This window comes from Streptomyces sp. NPDC001700, from assembly GCF_053596435.1.
Window position 1 is genome coordinate 183,589 of the sequence record NZ_JBSFGE010000007.1, and the last position, 16,047, is coordinate 199,635.

The window sequence follows — 16,047 nt, forward strand, 5'->3', positions numbered from 1 at the left end:
TCGGACGGCGTCAGTGCCGCTCCGCCTTCGCGCTGCGCGACATCAGCTCTTTGAGCGCGACGAGCGGCTGTTTGCCGTCATGGACGATGCCCACCACGGTCTCGGTGATCGGCATGTCGACGTCGTAGCGCCGGGCGAGATCCAGTACGGACTCGCACGACTTGACGCCCTCCGCCGTCTGCCGGGTGACCGCGATGGTCTCCTCCAGCGTCATCCCGCGGCCCAGGTTGGTGCCGAAGGTGTGGTTGCGGGAGAGCGGCGAGGAGCAGGTGGCGACCAGGTCGCCCATGCCCGCCAGGCCCGCGAAGGTGTGCGCGTCGGCGCCCATCGCGAGGCCGAGGCGGGTCGTTTCGGCGAGGCCGCGGGTGATGAGGGACGCCTTGGCGTTGTCGCCGAGCCCCATGCCGTCCGCGATGCCGACGGCCAGCGCGATGACGTTCTTCACCGCGCCGCCGAGTTCGCAGCCGACCACGTCGGTGTTGGTGTACGGGCGGAAGTAAGGGGTGTGGCACGCGGTCTGGAGGCGGCGCGCCACGTCCTCGTCCCGGCAGGCCACCACGGAGGCCGCGGGCTGCCGGGCGGCGATCTCCTTGGCGAGGTTGGGGCCGGTGAGCACCGCGACGCGCTCCGCGGGCGCGTCGGCGACCTCCGCGATGACCTCGCTCATCCGCTTGGCCGTGCCGAGTTCGACGCCCTTCATCAGGGACACCAGCACGGTGTCGGCGGGCAGCAGCGGGGCCCAGGCGGCGAGGTTGCCGCGCAGCGTCTGGGAGGGCACGGAGAAGACGGTGAACTCCGCGCCGCGCGCGGCCTCGGCCGGGTCGGTGGTGGCCCGTACGCCCTCGGGGAGGCGGATGCCGGGGAAGTAGTCGGGATTGGTGCGGCCGGTGTTGATGGCCTCGACGACATCGGGCCTGCGGCCCCACAGCGTCACCTCGCAGCCGGCGTCGGCGAGCACCATCGCGAAGGCGGTGCCCCAGGAGCCGGTGCCGTAGACGGCGCAGCGCGTCACTTGCTCTCCTCCTCGGCCACGGGACGTTCCGCGATGACGTCGGCCGTCCGGGCGGGCACCGGCTCGTCGCGGACTTCGGCGAGGAGTTCGGTGACCGCGGCCATGATGGTGTCGGTGGCCGCCCGCAGCACGTCGGCGGTGGGCTCCTGGCCGTAGTACTCGGACAGGTCCACCGGCGGGCCCGCGTGCACCTTGAGGGTCTTGCGCGGGAAGAGCCGGACCCGCCGCTCCTTGGCGTACGGCGGTACGGCCTCGTTGGCGCCCCACTGGGCGACCGGGATGACCGGGGCCTTGGTGAGCAGGGCGACCCGGGCGGCGCCGGTCTTGCCGCGCATCGGCCACATGTCGGGGTCGCGGGTCAGGGTGCCCTCGGGGTAGAAGGCCACGCACTCGCCCTTGTTGATGGCGTCGACGGCGGCCCGGAAGGCGTTGGCCGCGTCGGTCGACTCGCGGTAGACGGGGATCTGCCCGGTGCCGCGCAGCATGGTGCCCATGAAGCCGCCCTTGAAGAGGGCGGCCTTGGCGAGGAAGCGGGGCACGCGTCCGGAGTTGTACTGGAAGTGCGCGTAGGAGAGCGGGTCGAGATACGAGTTGTGGTTGACCGCGGTGATAAAGCCACCGTCGGCCGGAATGTGCTCCATTCCGTGCCAGTCCCGCTTGAACAGAACCACCATCGGTGGTTTCACCATGACCGCCGCCATGCGGTACCAGAAGCCGATTCTGCGGCCGGACACTCGGAACATCCTCCTCTTGACCCTGCTGACCTGCTGGCTTGCTGCCGTCGTGGCAGCCGCACAAGTCTCGCTCCAGGTACTCGGTCTGTCGAGGACACCGTAACCCCGCCACGTCCGGGACGAGCCGGGCAGCAGGCGAGAATGGGGTCCGTGGGAAGAAACGCAAGCCCTGTGGTGTGGATGCTGGTGGTGCCGCTGAAACCCCTGTCACGGGCGAAGAGCAGGCTCTCCGACGCCACCGGGGACGCCCTGCGGCCGGGGCTCGCGCTGGCGTTCGCCAAGGACACGGTGGGTGCGGCGCTGGCCAGTCGGCGGGTGGGCGGGGTGACCGTGGTCACGGACGACCCGCTCGCCGCGCGCGAGCTGGCTGCCCTCGGCGCCCGGATCCTGCCCGATACGCCGGGCCGTGGACTGAACGCGGCGCTCGCGCACGGCGCCCGGACGGTACGGGAGGGCCGCCCCAGGGCCTTCGTGGCGGCGCTGAACGCCGATCTCCCGGCGCTGCGGACCGCCGACCTCGACCAGGTGCTCGAAGCCGCCGCGGGCTTCCCACGCGCCTTTCTGGCGGACGCTGCGGGGGTCGGTACGACACTCCTCGCGGCGTCGCCTGGCACCGACCTCGCCCCCGCCTTCGGGGGCGCCTCCCGGGCCCGGCACCGGGCGTCCGGCGCGTACGAGATCGAGCTGCCCGGGGTCGATTCGGTGCGGCGCGACGTGGACACCGGCGAGGACCTGCGCGCGGCGCTGGCGCTGGGCGTCGGCCCCCATACGGCCCGGCTGTGCGGCACCTCCTGCCCGCCCGGTCGGCGGGCGGCGCTGCCGGGGACGTAGGGGGTGCCCCGAGGGGAGGCGCCGGGCGGGGCGCACTAGGCTGGCGGGTATGCAGGGAACGGCCTACACCTACGACTCCGACGCCCGTACGGGCAGTGTGCTGCTCGACGACGGCACGCCCCTGCCCTTCGACGCGGCGGCCTTCGACGCCGGGGGGCTGCTGACGCTGCGGCCCGGGCAGCGGGTCCGGATCGAGGTCGCGGGCGAGGGCACCGAGCGGCGCGTCGTCTTCATCACCCTGCAGACGTTCTGACACCCCAGGCGGGGGCTCCGGCGGCGGGGGTTCCGGGCACGCGCACGCACCGCGGGCCGGGCTCCCTCTTCGGAGCCCGGCCCGGCGCGTGAAAGGTGCCGCTGTACGGCGCTGACTAGCGCTTCCTGGCGGTGGTGGTCTTCTTGGCGGGGGCCTTGCGCGCGGTCGTCTTGCGCGCCGGGGCCTTCTTCGCGGTGGCCTTCTTGGCGGTCGTCTTCTTCGCCGGAGCCGCCTTCTTGGCGGTGGCCTTCGCCGGGGCCTTCTTGGCGGGCGCCTTCTTGGCCGCGGTCTTCTTGGCGGCCGCCTTCTTCGCCGGAGCCGCCTTCTTGGCGGTGGCCTTCTTGGCCGCGGCCTTCTTCGCGGCGACCTGGAGGCTGCCCTTGGGGGCCTTCTTCACGGCCACCTCGCCGCCCCGCGGCAGCTTCTTCGAACCGCTCACCAGGTCCTTGAAGCCCTGACCCGCGCGGAAACGGGGCACCGAGGTCTTCTTGACCCGGACCCGCTCTCCGGTCTGGGGGTTACGGGCGTACCGGGCGGGCCGTTCCACCTTCTCGAACGAACCGAAACCGGTGACCGAAACTCGATCCCCGCCGACCACCGCGCGGACGATGGCGTCCAGGACCGCGTCGACCGCTTCGGCGGCCTGCTGTCGTCCGCCGACCTTGTCGGCAATCGCTTCTACGAGCTGCGCCTTGTTCACGTCTTCCCCTTCGGAGACATTGCTGGAACGAATGTGTTCAAGCTTTTTCGCACGTTAGGCAGATATATACCGCAAATCAAACACGAAACGGGCTAATCACCCTTGTGCCGCAACGCACTCGGTCGTCACGGGCTTCGGTAGGAGTCGGGATCTTCGGGGAAACGGCCCTCGTCGAGGTCGTTCATCAACCGCTCCAGACGCCTTGCCGCGTCTGCGAGATCGTGTTTTGACGCTGCCGTGATCACCAGCAGCTTCCGGGACAGCGCCATCCGTACGCCCTCCGGGACTTGCAGTGTGCGCACCCTTGTGTGCGCTTCCTTGAGCCGGGCAGCGACAAGACCGTAGAGCTCGAGTTGGCCGTCGCGTTCCATGCACTGATTGTGCCATCTGAGGCGAGTTGTCGCTTCACGGGGCCTCAACATGACGATGCGCCGCCAGTCCGAGGACTGGCGGCGCATCATGCCAAACCCGCTCTGTGCAGGGGAAACCGGGGGGTCAGAGCACCGTCGTGGTGGGCTTGAAGGAGAAGCGGCGACCCTCGTACGCGACGATGTCGGCCTCCTCCCTGAGGGTGAGGCTGATGTCATCCAGCCCCTCCAGGAGTCGCCACCGGGCGTTCTCGTCAAGCTCAAAATCAGCCGTGATTCCCTCGGCTCGAACCTGACGGTCGACGAGGTCCACGGTGACCTCCGTGGTGGGGTCCGCCTCGACCAGCTTCCAGAGCCGTTCCACGGTCTCCTGCGGCAGGACGACGGTCAGCAGCCCGTTCTTGAGGGAGTTGCCCCGGAAGATGTCGGCGAAGCGCGAGGAGATCACGGCCTTGAAGCCGTAGTTCTGCAGCGCCCACACCGCGTGCTCGCGCGAGGAGCCGGTGCCGAAGTCGGGGCCGGCCACCAGAACCGTCCCGCCCTTGTGTTCGGGCTTGTTGAGCACGAACTCCGGGTCCTTGCGCCAGGCCTCGAACAGCCCGTCCTCGAAACCGTCGCGGGTGACCTTCTTGAGCCAGTGCGCGGGGATGATCTGGTCGGTGTCGACGTTGCTGCGGCGCAGCGGAACGGCCCGGCCGGTGTGCGTGGTGAATGCTTCCATGGCTGCTCAGACCCCCACGGGAACGGTGACGTCGGCGTCGGACAGGTCGGCGGGCGAGGCCAGATGGCCGAGCACCGCGGTGGCGGCGGCGACCTGCGGCGAGACCAGGTGGGTACGGCCGCCCTTGCCCTGCCTGCCCTCGAAGTTGCGGTTGGACGTGGACGCCGAGCGCTCACCGGGGGCGAGCTGGTCGGGGTTCATGCCCAGGCACATCGAACAGCCGGCGTGCCGCCACTCGGCGCCGGCCTGGGTGAAGACCTTGTCCAGCCCCTCCTCCACGGCCTGCAGCGCGACCCGTACCGAGCCCGGGACCACCAGCATCCGCACCCCGTCGGCCACCGAACGGCCGTACAGGATGGAGGCGGCGGAGCGCAGGTCCTCGATGCGGCCGTTGGTGCAGGAGCCGACGAAGACGGTGTCCACCTTGATCTCGCGCAGCGGCTGACCGGCCGTCAGACCCATGTACTCCAGGGCCTTCTCGGCGGCGTACTTCTCGCTGGCGTCCTCGAAGGTGGCCGGGTCCGGCACCGACTCCGACAGCGGCGCGCCCTGACCGGGGTTGGTGCCCCAGGTGACGAACGGGGCCAGCTCGGAGGCGTCGATGACGACCTCGCGGTCGTAGACCGCGTCGTCGTCGCTGCGCAGCGTGCGCCAGTACTCGACGGCCCGGTCCCACTCCTCGCCCTCCGGGGCGTGCGGGCGGCCCTGGAGGTAGTCGAAGGTGGTCTCGTCCGGGGCGATCATGCCCGCCCGGGCGCCCGCCTCGATGGACATGTTGCACACGGTCATCCGGGCTTCCATCGAGAGCTGCTCGACGGCGGAGCCGCGGTACTCGATCACGAAGCCCTGGCCGCCGCCGGTGCCGATGCGGGCGATGATCGCCAGGATCAGGTCCTTGGCGGTGACGGTCTCGGGCAGCTCGCCCTCGACGGTGACGGCCATGGTCTTGAACGGCGCGAGCGGCAGCGTCTGGGTGGCCAGCACGTGCTCGACCTGGCTGGTGCCGATGCCGAACGCGAGCGCGCCGAAGGCGCCGTGGGTGGAGGTGTGGCTGTCACCGCAGACGACGGTGGTGCCGGGCTGGGTCAGTCCCAACTGCGGTCCCACTACGTGGACAACGCCCTGCTCGACGTCGCCGAGCGGGTGCAGACGCACCCCGAACTCCGCGCAGTTCTTGCGCAGCGTCTCCAACTGGGTGCGGGAGACGGGGTCCGCGATCGGCTTGTCGATGTCGAGGGTCGGGGTGTTGTGATCCTCGGTCGCGATGGTGAGATCGGTACGGCGCACCTGGCGGCCGGCCTTGCGGAGGCCGTCGAAGGCCTGCGGGCTGGTCACCTCGTGCAGCAGGTGCAGATCGATGAAGAGGAGGTCGGGCTCGCCTTCGGCGTGCCGGACGACATGATCGTCCCAGACCTTCTCCGCGAGTGTCCGTCCCATCGCTTTCCCTCCGACCGGCCTCTTCGCCGGCCCAACTCGTGTCGAGTACGTGCCCTGGGTCGCGGGCCCGCCAGTTACAGAGTGGCGGGTATCCCGAAAAATTGAACTTGCGTTTCACACTGTGAGACGCGAGTATCGTTTCATGGACAACTCTAGCGGCGTCGGCGTTCTCGACAAGGCGGCTCTGGTATTGAGCGCTCTGGAGTCCGGTCCGGCCACCCTCGCGGGGCTGGTCGGAGCCACCGGTCTCGCGCGCCCCACGGCGCACCGGCTGGCGGTAGCACTTGAGCACCACCGGATGGTGGCGCGTGACATGCAAGGGCGCTTCATCCTGGGCCCGCGCCTGGCCGAGCTGGCCGCGGCGGCGGGCGAGGACCGGCTGCTCGCCACGGCGGGCCCGGTCCTCACCCACCTCAGGGACGTGACCGGGGAGAGCGCGCAGCTCTACCGGCGCCAGGGCGATATGCGCATCTGCGTCGCGGCGGCCGAGCGGCTGTCCGGATTGCGGGACACCGTGCCGGTCGGCTCCACGCTCCCCATGAAGGCGGGCTCGGCGGCCCAGATCCTGATGGCCTGGGAGGAGCCGGAGCGGCTGCACCGGGGCCTCCAGGGCGCCCGCTTCACCGCGACGGCGCTCTCCGGCGTACGGAGGCGGGGCTGGGCCCAGTCGATCGGCGAGCGGGAGCCGGGCGTGGCGTCCGTGTCCGCCCCGGTGCGCGGCCCGTCCAACCGTGTGGTCGCCTCCGTCTCGGTCTCCGGACCGATCGAGCGGCTGACCCGCCACCCGGGCCGTATGCACGCCCAGGCGGTCATCGACGCGGCGGCGCGCCTCTCGGACGCGCTGCGCCGGGGCCACTGATGCCCGCGTTACGGGCGCCTGATCACCGCACGCCCGCCCCCCTGGCGCGCGGTGGTTACGCGCCCTTCAGCGACAGCCGGTCGGCCGCGCGCTCGCCGCGTCGGCCGACCGGGACGACCCCGGTGGCCTTGCCCAGCCCGAACGCCGGCATGCCGGAGTAGATCGACTCGTGCGCACCGGCCGGTACGACGTACGTCTCGTGCCAGATGCCGACCTTCCCCCGGCCCTCCCGGGCCCGCCGGTTGAACGCGGCCCAGGCCGGGCGGTGCTCCTTGCCCTGCGCCGAGGCGTACGCCATCAGCTTCTCGTGCGAGTCCCAGTACTGGACGACGCACAGCACCCGGGGCGGGCCCACCAGCAGCTCGTAGCCCAGCAGCCCGCTCCCCTTGTCCCGCGACAGCTCGCGCAGCATCCGCGGCATGGCATTGAACACCGGCAGCCAGCTGCGCAGCGCGCGGAAGCGGTTGACGCGCATCCCGATGAGGAAGACGGTCACCTCCCCCTCACTCTCGGCGGTCATCCGGCCTTCGATCACATCGGCACCCATGGCGATCCCCTCGTTCCGACGTCACGACATAATGGATAGTGAAGCTATCCAATGATTGGATAGTGGCACTCTCCATACGGAAGCGCAAGAGAAAACCGCGAGGGAAAGGGACGGCATGCGACTGGCGGAGCTGAGCGAGCGCAGCGGAGTGTCCACCGCGACGATCAAGTACTACCTGCGCGAAGGGCTGCTGCCGCCGGGCGAGCGCCTGACCGCCACGAAGGCCGAGTACGGCGAGGAGCATCTGCGCAGGCTGCGGCTGGTGCGGGCGCTGATCCAGGTCGGCCGGATGCCGGTGGCCACCGCCCGCGAGGTGCTGAAGGCCGCCGAGGACGAGTCGCTGAGCCAGCACATGCGGCTGGGCGCCGCGGTCTGGGCGCTGCCGCACGGCCCGGAACCCGATAACCACGCCCCGGAGACCGCCCGCGCCCGGGAGGAGGCGGACGCGCTGCTGGAGCGGCTCGGCTGGACCCACGACCGGGACTCCCCGGCCTACCGGATGCTGGTGGAGGCCGTCGCGTCGCTGGCCCGCCTCGGATACCCGTATGACACCGGCCACTTGCTCCCGTACGCCCGGCTGGCGTCCGAACTGGCCGTCCACGAACTGGATGTGGTGGAGACGTACGACACGCCCTCCGGGCAGATCGAGGCGTCCGTCGCGCTGACCGTGCTGTACGAGCCGGTGCTGCTGAGCCTGCGGCGGCTCGCCCAGGCCGAGGAGTCCGGCCGCCGCTTCGATGACGTGGAATAACACGAAAAGGCCCTCCGTGTCTCCACGGAGGGCCTTCTCTGTTCTGTACCCCCGACCGGATTCGAACCGGCGCTACCGCCTTGAGAGGGCGGCGTGCTAGGCCGCTACACAACGGGGGCCTGAATCAGCACATCCTGCACTGCGCTGGGCTACCAGGACTCGAACCTAGACTAAATGAACCAGAATCACTCGTGCTGCCAATTACACCATAGCCCATGGTATAGACCAGTACCCCCGACCGGATTCGAACCGGCGCTACCGCCTTGAGAGGGCGGCGTGCTAGGCCGCTACACAACGGGGGCCCTAGCGATCTCCGTAACTGCTGGAGATCTGTACCCCCGACCGGATTCGAACCGGCGCTACCGCCTTGAGAGGGCGGCGTGCTAGGCCGCTACACAACGGGGGCCTGGTTTTGCTTGATCAAGAGATTCACGAAGAAATCGAGAAGATCTCTTGCTGGGGTACCAGGACTCGAACCTAGACTAAGTGAACCAGAATCACTCGTGCTGCCAATTACACCATACCCCACCAAAACTCCACCCCTGTCGGGGTGTTGTCTGGGTTTGCGCCCCGGTCCGGCCTTTCGGCCCGCCCGGGCGGCGCAGGAAGAACATTACCCGATGGTGGACGGGCCACCAAAACGGATTGCCGGGTCGGTGGCGCCGCGTGCCGGGCACGCGGCGCCCCTCCGGGTCGTCAGGCCGACGACGCCGACAGCTTGGCCAGCGCCGCGTCGATGCGGGCCAGTGTGCGCTCGCGCCCCAGGACCTCCAGGGACTCGAACAGCGGCAGACCGACCGTGCGACCCGTGACGGCGACGCGGACCGGGGCCTGCGCCTTGCCCAGCTTGAGGCCGTGCTCCTCACCGGCGGCGAGGACGGCCTCCTTCAGCGGCTCGGCCTGCCAGTCGGCCTCGGCGATCTTCGCGCGGGCGGTGGCGAGCAGGGCGTCCGCGCCCGGCTTCATGGCCTTCGTCCACGACGCCTCGTCCTCCACCGGCTCGGCCAGGAAGAGGAAGTCGACGTTGGCGGTGATGTCGGACAGCACCGTCAGCCGGGTCTGGGCCAGCGGGGCCAGCTCCTCGAAGGCGGCCGCGTCGAAGCGCTCCGGGTCCCAGGGCGCGTGCGGGGCCTGCAGCCAGGGGTCGCACGCCTCGATAAAGGCCTTGACGTCCAGCTGGCGGATGTGGTCCGCGTTGATCGCCTCGGCCTTCTTGAGGTCGAAGCGCGCCGGGTTGGCGTTGACGCCCGAGATGTCGAACGCGGCGACCATCTCCTCCCGCGAGAAGACGTCCCGGTCGGCCGAGAGCGACCAGCCCAGCAGGGAGAGGTAGTTGAGCAGCCCCTCGGGGAGGAAGCCGCGCTCCCGGTAGAGGTTCAGCGACGCCTGGGGGTCGCGCTTGGACAGCTTCTTGTTGCCCTCGCCCATGACGTACGGCAGATGGCCGAAGGCGGGCACCAGGCCGCCGCCCACGCCGATCTCGGCGAGCGCCCGGTAGAGCGCGATCTGGCGCGGGGTGGAGGACAGCAGGTCCTCGCCGCGCAGCACGTGGGTGATCTCCATCAGCGCGTCGTCGACGGGGTTGACGAGCGTGTAGAGGGGGGCGCCGTTGGCGCGCACGATGCCGTAGTCCGGAACGTTGTCCGGGGTGAAGGTCAGCTCGCCGCGCACCAGGTCGGTGAAGGTGATCGGCTCGTCGGGCATCCGGAAGCGGACGATCGAGGTGCGGCCCTCGGCGTCATGCGCCGCGATCTGCTCGGGGGTCAGCGCGCGGCAGGTGCCGTCGTAGCCGGAGGGGCGCCCGGCCTTGCGGGCGGCCTCGCGGCGCTCGTCCAGCTCCTCGGCCGTGCAGTAGCAGCGGTACGCGTGCCCGGCCTCCAGCAGCTTGGCCGCGACGTCGGCGTAGATGTCCATGCGCTGCGACTGGCGGTAGGGCGCGTGCGGGCCGCCGATCTCGGGGCCCTCGTCCCAGTCGAAGCCCAGCCAGCGCATGGCGTCGAGCAGCTGCGCGTACGACTCCTCGGAGTCGCGCGCGGCGTCGGTGTCCTCGATGCGGAAGACCAGGGTGCCGCCGTGGTGGCGGGCGAACGCCCAGTTGAAGAGGGCGGTGCGGACCAGGCCCACATGGGGGTTGCCGGTCGGCGAGGGACAGAAACGAACCCGCACGGGGGCGGAGGAGCTTGCGCTAGCCACGCTTGATCACCTTGTTGGTGAGAGTGCCGATGCCTTCGATGGTGACGGCGACCTCGTCGCCGACGGTGAGGGGGCCGACGCCCGCCGGGGTGCCGGTGAGGACGACGTCGCCGGGGAGCAGCGTCATCGCCTCGGTGATGTGCACGATCAGGTCCTCGATCGAGCGGACCATCTCGCTGGTGCGGCCCAGCTGCCGCTGTTCGCCGTTGACGGTGCACATGACCCCGAGGTCGCCCGCCCGCTCCAGGTCGATGCCCGTCTCCACCCAGGGGCCCAGCGGGCAGGAGCCGTCGAAGCCCTTCGCCCGCGCCCACTGCTTCTCGCGCCGCTGCGCGTCCCGCGCGGTGATGTCGTTGGCGCAGGTGTAGCCGAGGATGACGTCGGCCACGCGCTCGCGCGGGACCTCGCGGCACATCCGTCCGATGACCACGGCCAGCTCGGCCTCGTGGTGCACCTCGGAGGAGAAGGAGGGGTACGCGATGGGGTCGCCGGGGCCGGTCACCGCGGTGGACGGCTTGAAGAAGACGACCGGGACGTCCGGGACCTCGTTGCCGAGTTCGGCGGCGTGCTCGGCGTAGTTGCGGCCCACGCCCACGACCTTGTTGGGCAGGACGGGCGGCAGCAGCCGGACCTTGCTGAGGGGGATCTTCTGCCCCGAGCGCTCGAAGTCGGCGAAGGGGTGTCCCTTGATGATGTCGACGACGGGGCCGTCCTGATCGGACGGCTCGCCCTCGACCACTCCGAAGGCGACGTTGCCGTCGAGGGAGAATCTGGCGATGCGCACGGGAAGCTGGTGCCCCTTAACTGAACTCGCTGGAGACTGACGCTCCAGGCTATCGCCCCGCCTCCCGCGCGCCGCCGGGGCGAGTGAGCCGAAGGGGCGCGCCGGTGTCGAAAGGGAGAGCGCGCGCAGGCCCCGAGGAACGAGGGGCCGAGCACGGTCGACCGTCGACATCGGCTTTTGCGCCCCGGAGGCGAACCGAGCCCCAAAAAATCAGTGCCCGGGGGCCTCGGTGAGCACGGTGCGCCGGGGGTTGGCGGTCTGGGTGGGCAGTTCGACGGGGTGCTCCGGCGCTTCGCCGGTCTCGGTCCGCAGTTCCTCGGCGTCCTCGAGATGGGCCAGGGTGGTGCGCCGGGGGTTGGCTATGGTGCGGAACATCATCGTCGTCTTCACTGGGTTTACGCCTCGCGTTGTTGTCGTATCGACCGGTGGTGTAAAGCGTCAGGCTAGAGGCCGCCTTGCCCATGGATTCGCAGAAAAAGTCTCGACCGGCATGTGATTTTGCTCACGACTGATCGGGTAAATGCCACATTCGCGACACGCGATCCGCGCCCCGAAACGGACATTGCACCCCCGAAGCAGACGTTCCGCTCTTGATCATCGCTAGCCGGACACGCCGTTACCGCGATCGACTCGTTCACAAAAGTCCGTTATCGCAGACATGACTTTCTACGTCCGGTAATAAAGCCCGTACTGAGCGTCACGCGCGTCACAGCCTGACCCCTTGCCCTTGTTGCAGCATCCGGCACTGTGCTGGAATTCCCGGGACCGCCGCGGGAATCAGCCCGGCGCGCATGGGGGCGCAAGACAGAGAGGCGCCGAGCGGCGGGGCTCCTCTCTTGTCGATATACGAAAGGAAGCGCGCCGGTCACTCACGACCGAATTGGGGGGCCGCGGTCCCCCTCGACTCGACACCGCTCCACTGCTGATCCAGTGGGGCGCCTGGTCCAGAGGTTGCGACGCTAGTGCAGGGACGTTTCAAGAGGGATGGTATGGGGTCCCCCCAGGCCCGCCAGGGCCGTGGGGAAGCTTCGGCGGACCCGGAACCGCGTGGTGGGACCGCCCGCGGCGCCGCGCCCCAGCGCGCCCAGGGCGGCGGGCGGCCCCCGGCCGGCCAGAGCCCCGAGACCGGCGCCCAGGGCGCTACGAAGACCAGTGCGCCCAGCGGTGGCGGCGGCGCCGCCGAGCCCACCACGCCGACGGCGCCCAGCGGGCCCGGTGCCCGGGTCGCCCTCAAGAACTGGCGTATCAGTACCCGGCTGGTCTCCCTGCTGGCGCTCCCGGTGGTCGCCGCGACCACGCTGGGAGCGCTGCGTATCGACACCTCGCTGGACAACATCCAGCAGCTCGACCAGATGAAGCTGCTCACCGACATGACGCAGCAGGCCACTCAGCTGTCGAACGCGCTCCAGGCGGAGCGGGACAAGTCGGCGGGGCCGCTGGCGAGCAAGGGCAACGAGAAGGACGACGGCGTCGTCTCCACGCGCGAGGACACCAACCGCGCGATCGCGGCCTTCCGCAAGGCCACCGACAACGTCGAGCCCGGCGACCAGTCCATGGCCGGTGTGCAGTCCACGCTGGTCAACATCGACCGCCAGCTCGGCAAGATCAACGATATCCGCGACACGGCGTACGGCAACAGTGCGTACTACTCGCTGACGGTCCAGGACTACAACGAGCTGATCAACTCGCTGCTGTCGCTGTCGCAGGACATGGCCCAGGCGACCAGCAACCGCGCGATGATCAACAACACCCGCGCGCTCGCCACCTTCTCCTCGGCCAAGGAGTACGCCTCCATCCAGCGCGCGCTCATCAGCGCCGCCCTCGCCGACCCCAAGGGCGCCGAGTTCTCCGCCAACGACAGCCGGTTCGCCAGGACCGCGGTCGACAAGGAGAACGAGGCGCTCGGCAGCTTCAAACAGATCCGCCAGGGCAACTCCGAGGACCTGCTGGAGCCGCTGGACAGCCGCCCGGACATCAAGGCGGCGACGATGTACGCCGACCGGGCGGTGCGCGACCCGGACGGTCTCAAGGCCGAGAAGCGCACCTATCTGGACTGGTACGACCAGGACAGTATCAAGATCGACGAGATGGGCAAGATCGAGCAGACGCTGCTCAGCGAGATGACGCAGAAGTCTCGTGAGCTGCGCGACGACGCCCAGCAGGACGCGATCCTCAACGGTGCGCTGATCCTGCTCGTCCTCGGTGTCTCGCTGGTCGGCGCCTTCGTGGTGGCCCGGTCCATGGTCCGCTCGCTGCGCCGGCTGCAGGACACCGCGCAGGACGTCGCCGAGAAGCGGCTGCCCGAGCTGGTCAAGCAGCTGTCCGAGTCCGACCCGCAGGACGTGGACACCTCCGTCGAGTCCGTCGGTGTGCACAGCCGGGACGAGATCGGCAGGGTGGCCGCGGCCTTCGACGACGTGCACCGCGAGGCGGTCCGGCTGGCCGCCGAACAGGCGCTGCTGCGGGGCAACGTCAACGCGATGTTCACCAACCTCTCGCGCCGCAGCCAGGGCCTCATCCAGCGCCAGCTCTCGCTCATCTCCGAGCTGGAGAGCCGCGAGGCCGACCCGGACCAGTTGTCGTCGCTGTTCAAGCTCGACCACCTCGCGACCCGCATGCGCCGTAACGGTGAGAACCTGCTGGTCCTCGCGGGCGAGGAGCCCGGCCGCCGCTGGACCCGGCCGGTGCCGCTGGTGGACGTGCTCCGCGCGGCCGCCTCCGAGGTGGAGCAGTACGAGCGCATCGAACTCAGCTCGGTCCCGGCGACCGAGGTCGCGGGCCGGGTCGTCAACGACCTCGTGCACCTGCTCGCCGAGCTGCTGGAGAACGCCACCTCGTTCTCCTCGCCGCAGACCAAGGTCAAGGTCACCGGTCACGCGCTGCCCGACGGGCGGGTGCTGGTCGAGATCCACGACACCGGTATCGGGCTCTCGCCCGAGGACCTGGCCGCGATCAACGAGCGGCTGGCCTCGCCGCCCACGGTCGATGTGTCGGTGTCCCGGCGCATGGGCCTGTTCGTGGTCGGCCGCCTGTCGCTGCGTCACGGCATCCGCATCCAGCTGCGGCCGTCCGACTCGGGCGGTACGACGGCGCTGGTCATGCTGCCGGTGGACGTCGCCCAGGGGAACCGCAAGCCCCAGCCGCAGGGCGCGGGCGGCAAGGCCGGTGCCCCCGGCCAGGGCGCTCCGGGTGCCGGCGGGCAGGGCAACGGCTCGGCGGGGCTGCTCGGTTCGCCGCCGCCGCGGCGGCAGGTCCCCGGTTCGGGTCCGCGCACCGCGCTGCCCGGCAATGGCGGCGGCAACGGCGGCGGCGGTCTGCCGACCCGTCCGGCCGGTGCCGGTGCGGACGCGGGTCCCTCGGGCCCGTCCGGAGGGGCTCCCTCCGCTCCGAACCTCTTCGAGGCGCCCGGACGCTCGGCCGCCCCGCAGCGCAACGAGCCCCCGGCCGGATCCGGTGGCGGTGCGGGTGACCGCGGCGGTTCCGGTGCCCGTCCCCCGCTGCCCTCGCGCGGCGACCAGGGGCCGACGGTCGCGCCGCCGACCGGTGCGCCCCACCGCGCCGACGCGGGCGACCAGGGCAACCGTCCGGAGCTGCCCTCGCGCGACCCGGCACGTGAGCTTCCCGGTCCGCAGGCGCAGCAGCCCGGCCCCAGCTGGGGCCGTCCCGAGGACGACTGGAGTGCCGGGCGCCGGGACGCGGCCGACCGGCCGCGCGGGCACGAGGAGCCCGAGACCACGGGCCAGTACGAGCGTCCTGACCTTCTCTCCGCCCCCGGCCCCGGCCCCGGCCCGGGCGAGCGCCGCGATCCGTTCGGCAACCGTGGCCCCGGCGACACCGGTGAGCTGCCGCAGCTGAGCGACGGCCCCAACCTGTTCGAGCCGCGCCGCGGCCCGGGTGACACCGGCGAGTTCCCGCGCCCGGACTACGGACGCGGGCCCGGCGACACCAGTGAGTTCCAGCGGCCCGACTTCGGCCGCGGTCCCGGTGACACCGGCGAGTTCGCCGTACCCGGCCAGGAGGGCCGCGGTCCGGGCGACACCGGGCAGTTCAGCCGCCCCGACTACGGGCACGGCCCCGGCGACACCAGCGAGTTCCAGCGGCCGGAGCTGGGCCAGGGGCCCGGCGACACCGGTCAGTTCCCGCAGGTGCGGGACGACCGGAACGGCCGCCAGGACGACAGCCTGCCGCCCGCCGGTCCCGGCGACGGCCGGACGCCGATATTCGACACCATCGAATCCACCTGGCTCCACCAGCCCGAAACCCCGGGCAACCAGAGCGACGCCGGGCAGTACACCGCCGAGCCGCCCGCCCCGGCTCCCGAACCGCCCGCCTCCGGGCGGCCCGCCTCGGCCGTTCCGCCCACGCGGGGCCGCGAGCCGCAGCAGCCGTCCTGGAACACCGGTGAGTACAACGGCATCGGGTCGAACGACACCGGGGCGAGCGGCACCAGCGCCCTGCGCGACACCAACGGAGTCCAGCGCGTCGGCGGCACGAACGGCACCAACGGCGCAGGCTTCCAGGGGCTCGGCGGTGCCGGGGACGCGACATGGCAGTCCTCGTCGGCCAACGACGAGCGCTGGCGCCGCGCCGGGCAGATCCGCGAGCCCGCCGCCGGCGGTATCACGTCGTCCGGCTTGCCACGGCGGGTGCCCCGCGCGAATCTCGTGGAAGGCGCGGCCCAGCCGTCGCAGCAGCCCGAGCAGGTGGGGCCCCAGGTGTCTCGCGCGCCCGACGACGTGCGCGGGAGGCTGACCAACCTCCGCCGGGGGATTCAGCAGGGTCGTCGGGCCCAGCCCGGTCCCGACGGCAACCACGATCGCGGCGTAGGCCCGACTTACCAGCAGGAGCGTTAGTTGA

At 70.8% G+C, this 16,047-nt stretch carries 15 protein-coding genes and 5 tRNA genes; 5 read left to right on the forward strand and 15 right to left on the reverse strand.

The annotated features are described in order from the left end of the window. Positions 1–10 precede the first annotated feature (10 nt). Both ACWC5C_RS16050 and ACWC5C_RS16055 read right to left on the reverse strand, forming a co-directional pair. Positions 11–1,012 (reverse strand): NAD(P)H-dependent glycerol-3-phosphate dehydrogenase, encoded by a 1,002-nt coding sequence (locus ACWC5C_RS16050; protein WP_450875994.1) that lies wholly within the window; start codon positions 1,010–1,012, stop codon positions 11–13. Beyond that, positions 1,009–1,746, reverse strand: a complete 738-nt coding sequence (locus tag ACWC5C_RS16055) for a lysophospholipid acyltransferase family protein (protein ID WP_385439345.1) — start codon at positions 1,744–1,746, stop codon at positions 1,009–1,011. The genes ACWC5C_RS16050 and ACWC5C_RS16055 overlap by 4 nt, the downstream gene beginning before the upstream one ends. 171 nt (positions 1,747–1,917) lie before the next feature. Between ACWC5C_RS16055 and cofC the strand changes: the two genes are divergently transcribed. After that, positions 1,918–2,577: a 2-phospho-L-lactate guanylyltransferase gene (gene cofC / locus ACWC5C_RS16060; protein WP_450876159.1), complete on the forward strand. Its 660-nt coding sequence runs from the start codon at positions 1,918–1,920 to the stop codon at positions 2,575–2,577. Positions 2,578–2,626: 49 nt separating this feature from the next. Further along, a complete protein-coding gene (locus tag ACWC5C_RS16065) occupies positions 2,627–2,830 on the forward strand; it encodes a hypothetical protein (protein WP_450875995.1) in 204 nt (67 codons plus the stop codon). 115 nt (positions 2,831–2,945) lie between these two features. Here the strand turns inward: ACWC5C_RS16065 and ACWC5C_RS16070 are convergent, their stop codons facing one another. The 4 genes from ACWC5C_RS16070 to leuC form a co-directional block, all read right to left on the reverse strand. Continuing rightward, positions 2,946–3,530: an HU family DNA-binding protein gene (locus ACWC5C_RS16070; RefSeq protein ID WP_450875996.1), complete on the reverse strand. Its 585-nt coding sequence runs from the start codon at positions 3,528–3,530 to the stop codon at positions 2,946–2,948. 125 nt (positions 3,531–3,655) lie between these two features. Beyond that, positions 3,656–3,901 (reverse strand): SCO5555 family protein, encoded by a 246-nt coding sequence (locus tag ACWC5C_RS16075; protein ID WP_179936968.1) that lies wholly within the window; start codon positions 3,899–3,901, stop codon positions 3,656–3,658. A 124-nt stretch (positions 3,902–4,025) separates the two neighbouring features. Next, a complete protein-coding gene (gene leuD / locus ACWC5C_RS16080; RefSeq protein WP_450875997.1) occupies positions 4,026–4,619 on the reverse strand; it encodes a 3-isopropylmalate dehydratase small subunit in 594 nt (197 codons plus the stop codon). A gap of 6 nt (positions 4,620–4,625) precedes the next feature. Further along, positions 4,626–6,056, reverse strand: coding sequence for a 3-isopropylmalate dehydratase large subunit (gene leuC / locus ACWC5C_RS16085; protein WP_450875998.1), 1,431 nt, complete (start codon positions 6,054–6,056; stop codon positions 4,626–4,628). Between the two features lie 142 nt (positions 6,057–6,198). Here leuC and ndgR point away from each other — a divergent pair, with 142 nt between their 5' ends. After that, positions 6,199–6,915: an IclR family transcriptional regulator NdgR gene (gene ndgR, locus ACWC5C_RS16090; RefSeq protein WP_385439332.1), complete on the forward strand. Its 717-nt coding sequence runs from the start codon at positions 6,199–6,201 to the stop codon at positions 6,913–6,915. A 55-nt stretch (positions 6,916–6,970) separates the two neighbouring features. Here the strand turns inward: ndgR and ACWC5C_RS16095 are convergent, their stop codons facing one another. Then, entirely contained in the window at positions 6,971–7,462 is a 492-nt protein-coding gene (locus tag ACWC5C_RS16095; RefSeq protein ID WP_450875999.1) for a DUF4188 domain-containing protein, read from the reverse strand. Positions 7,463–7,577: 115 nt separating this feature from the next. Here ACWC5C_RS16095 and ACWC5C_RS16100 point away from each other — a divergent pair, with 115 nt between their 5' ends. Continuing rightward, positions 7,578–8,213, forward strand: coding sequence for a MerR family transcriptional regulator (locus tag ACWC5C_RS16100; protein ID WP_450876000.1), 636 nt, complete (start codon positions 7,578–7,580; stop codon positions 8,211–8,213). Between the two features lie 46 nt (positions 8,214–8,259). On the opposite strand, the gene ACWC5C_RS16105 is transcribed toward ACWC5C_RS16100, so the two are convergent. From ACWC5C_RS16105 to ACWC5C_RS16140, 8 genes are all read right to left on the reverse strand, one after another. After that, a tRNA-Glu gene (locus ACWC5C_RS16105) sits at positions 8,260–8,332 on the reverse strand. A gap of 25 nt (positions 8,333–8,357) precedes the next feature. Continuing rightward, positions 8,358–8,429: transfer RNA gene (locus tag ACWC5C_RS16110), tRNA-Gln, on the reverse strand. 13 nt (positions 8,430–8,442) lie between these two features. Next, positions 8,443–8,515, reverse strand: a tRNA-Glu gene (locus ACWC5C_RS16115). A gap of 31 nt (positions 8,516–8,546) precedes the next feature. Further along, a tRNA-Glu gene (locus ACWC5C_RS16120) sits at positions 8,547–8,619 on the reverse strand. 50 nt (positions 8,620–8,669) lie between these two features. Further along, a tRNA-Gln gene (locus ACWC5C_RS16125) sits at positions 8,670–8,741 on the reverse strand. Between the two features lie 168 nt (positions 8,742–8,909). Continuing rightward, positions 8,910–10,406 carry a glutamate--tRNA ligase gene (gene gltX / locus ACWC5C_RS16130; protein WP_450876001.1) on the reverse strand — a complete coding sequence of 499 codons (1,497 nt, stop codon included), beginning with the start codon at positions 10,404–10,406 and terminating at the stop codon, positions 8,910–8,912. After that, complete coding sequence (locus ACWC5C_RS16135; RefSeq protein ID WP_450876002.1) at positions 10,399–11,190, reverse strand: fumarylacetoacetate hydrolase family protein; 792 nt, start codon at positions 11,188–11,190, stop codon at positions 10,399–10,401. The genes gltX and ACWC5C_RS16135 overlap by 8 nt, the downstream gene beginning before the upstream one ends. A 210-nt stretch (positions 11,191–11,400) precedes the next feature. After that, positions 11,401–11,580 (reverse strand): hypothetical protein, encoded by a 180-nt coding sequence (locus ACWC5C_RS16140; protein ID WP_450876003.1) that lies wholly within the window; start codon positions 11,578–11,580, stop codon positions 11,401–11,403. Positions 11,581–12,179: 599 nt separating this feature from the next. Between ACWC5C_RS16140 and ACWC5C_RS16145 the strand changes: the two genes are divergently transcribed. After that, on the forward strand, positions 12,180–16,043 hold the full coding sequence (locus tag ACWC5C_RS16145) for a nitrate- and nitrite sensing domain-containing protein (RefSeq protein WP_450876004.1): 3,864 nt from the start codon (positions 12,180–12,182) through the stop codon (positions 16,041–16,043). Positions 16,044–16,047: the final 4 nt, after the last annotated feature.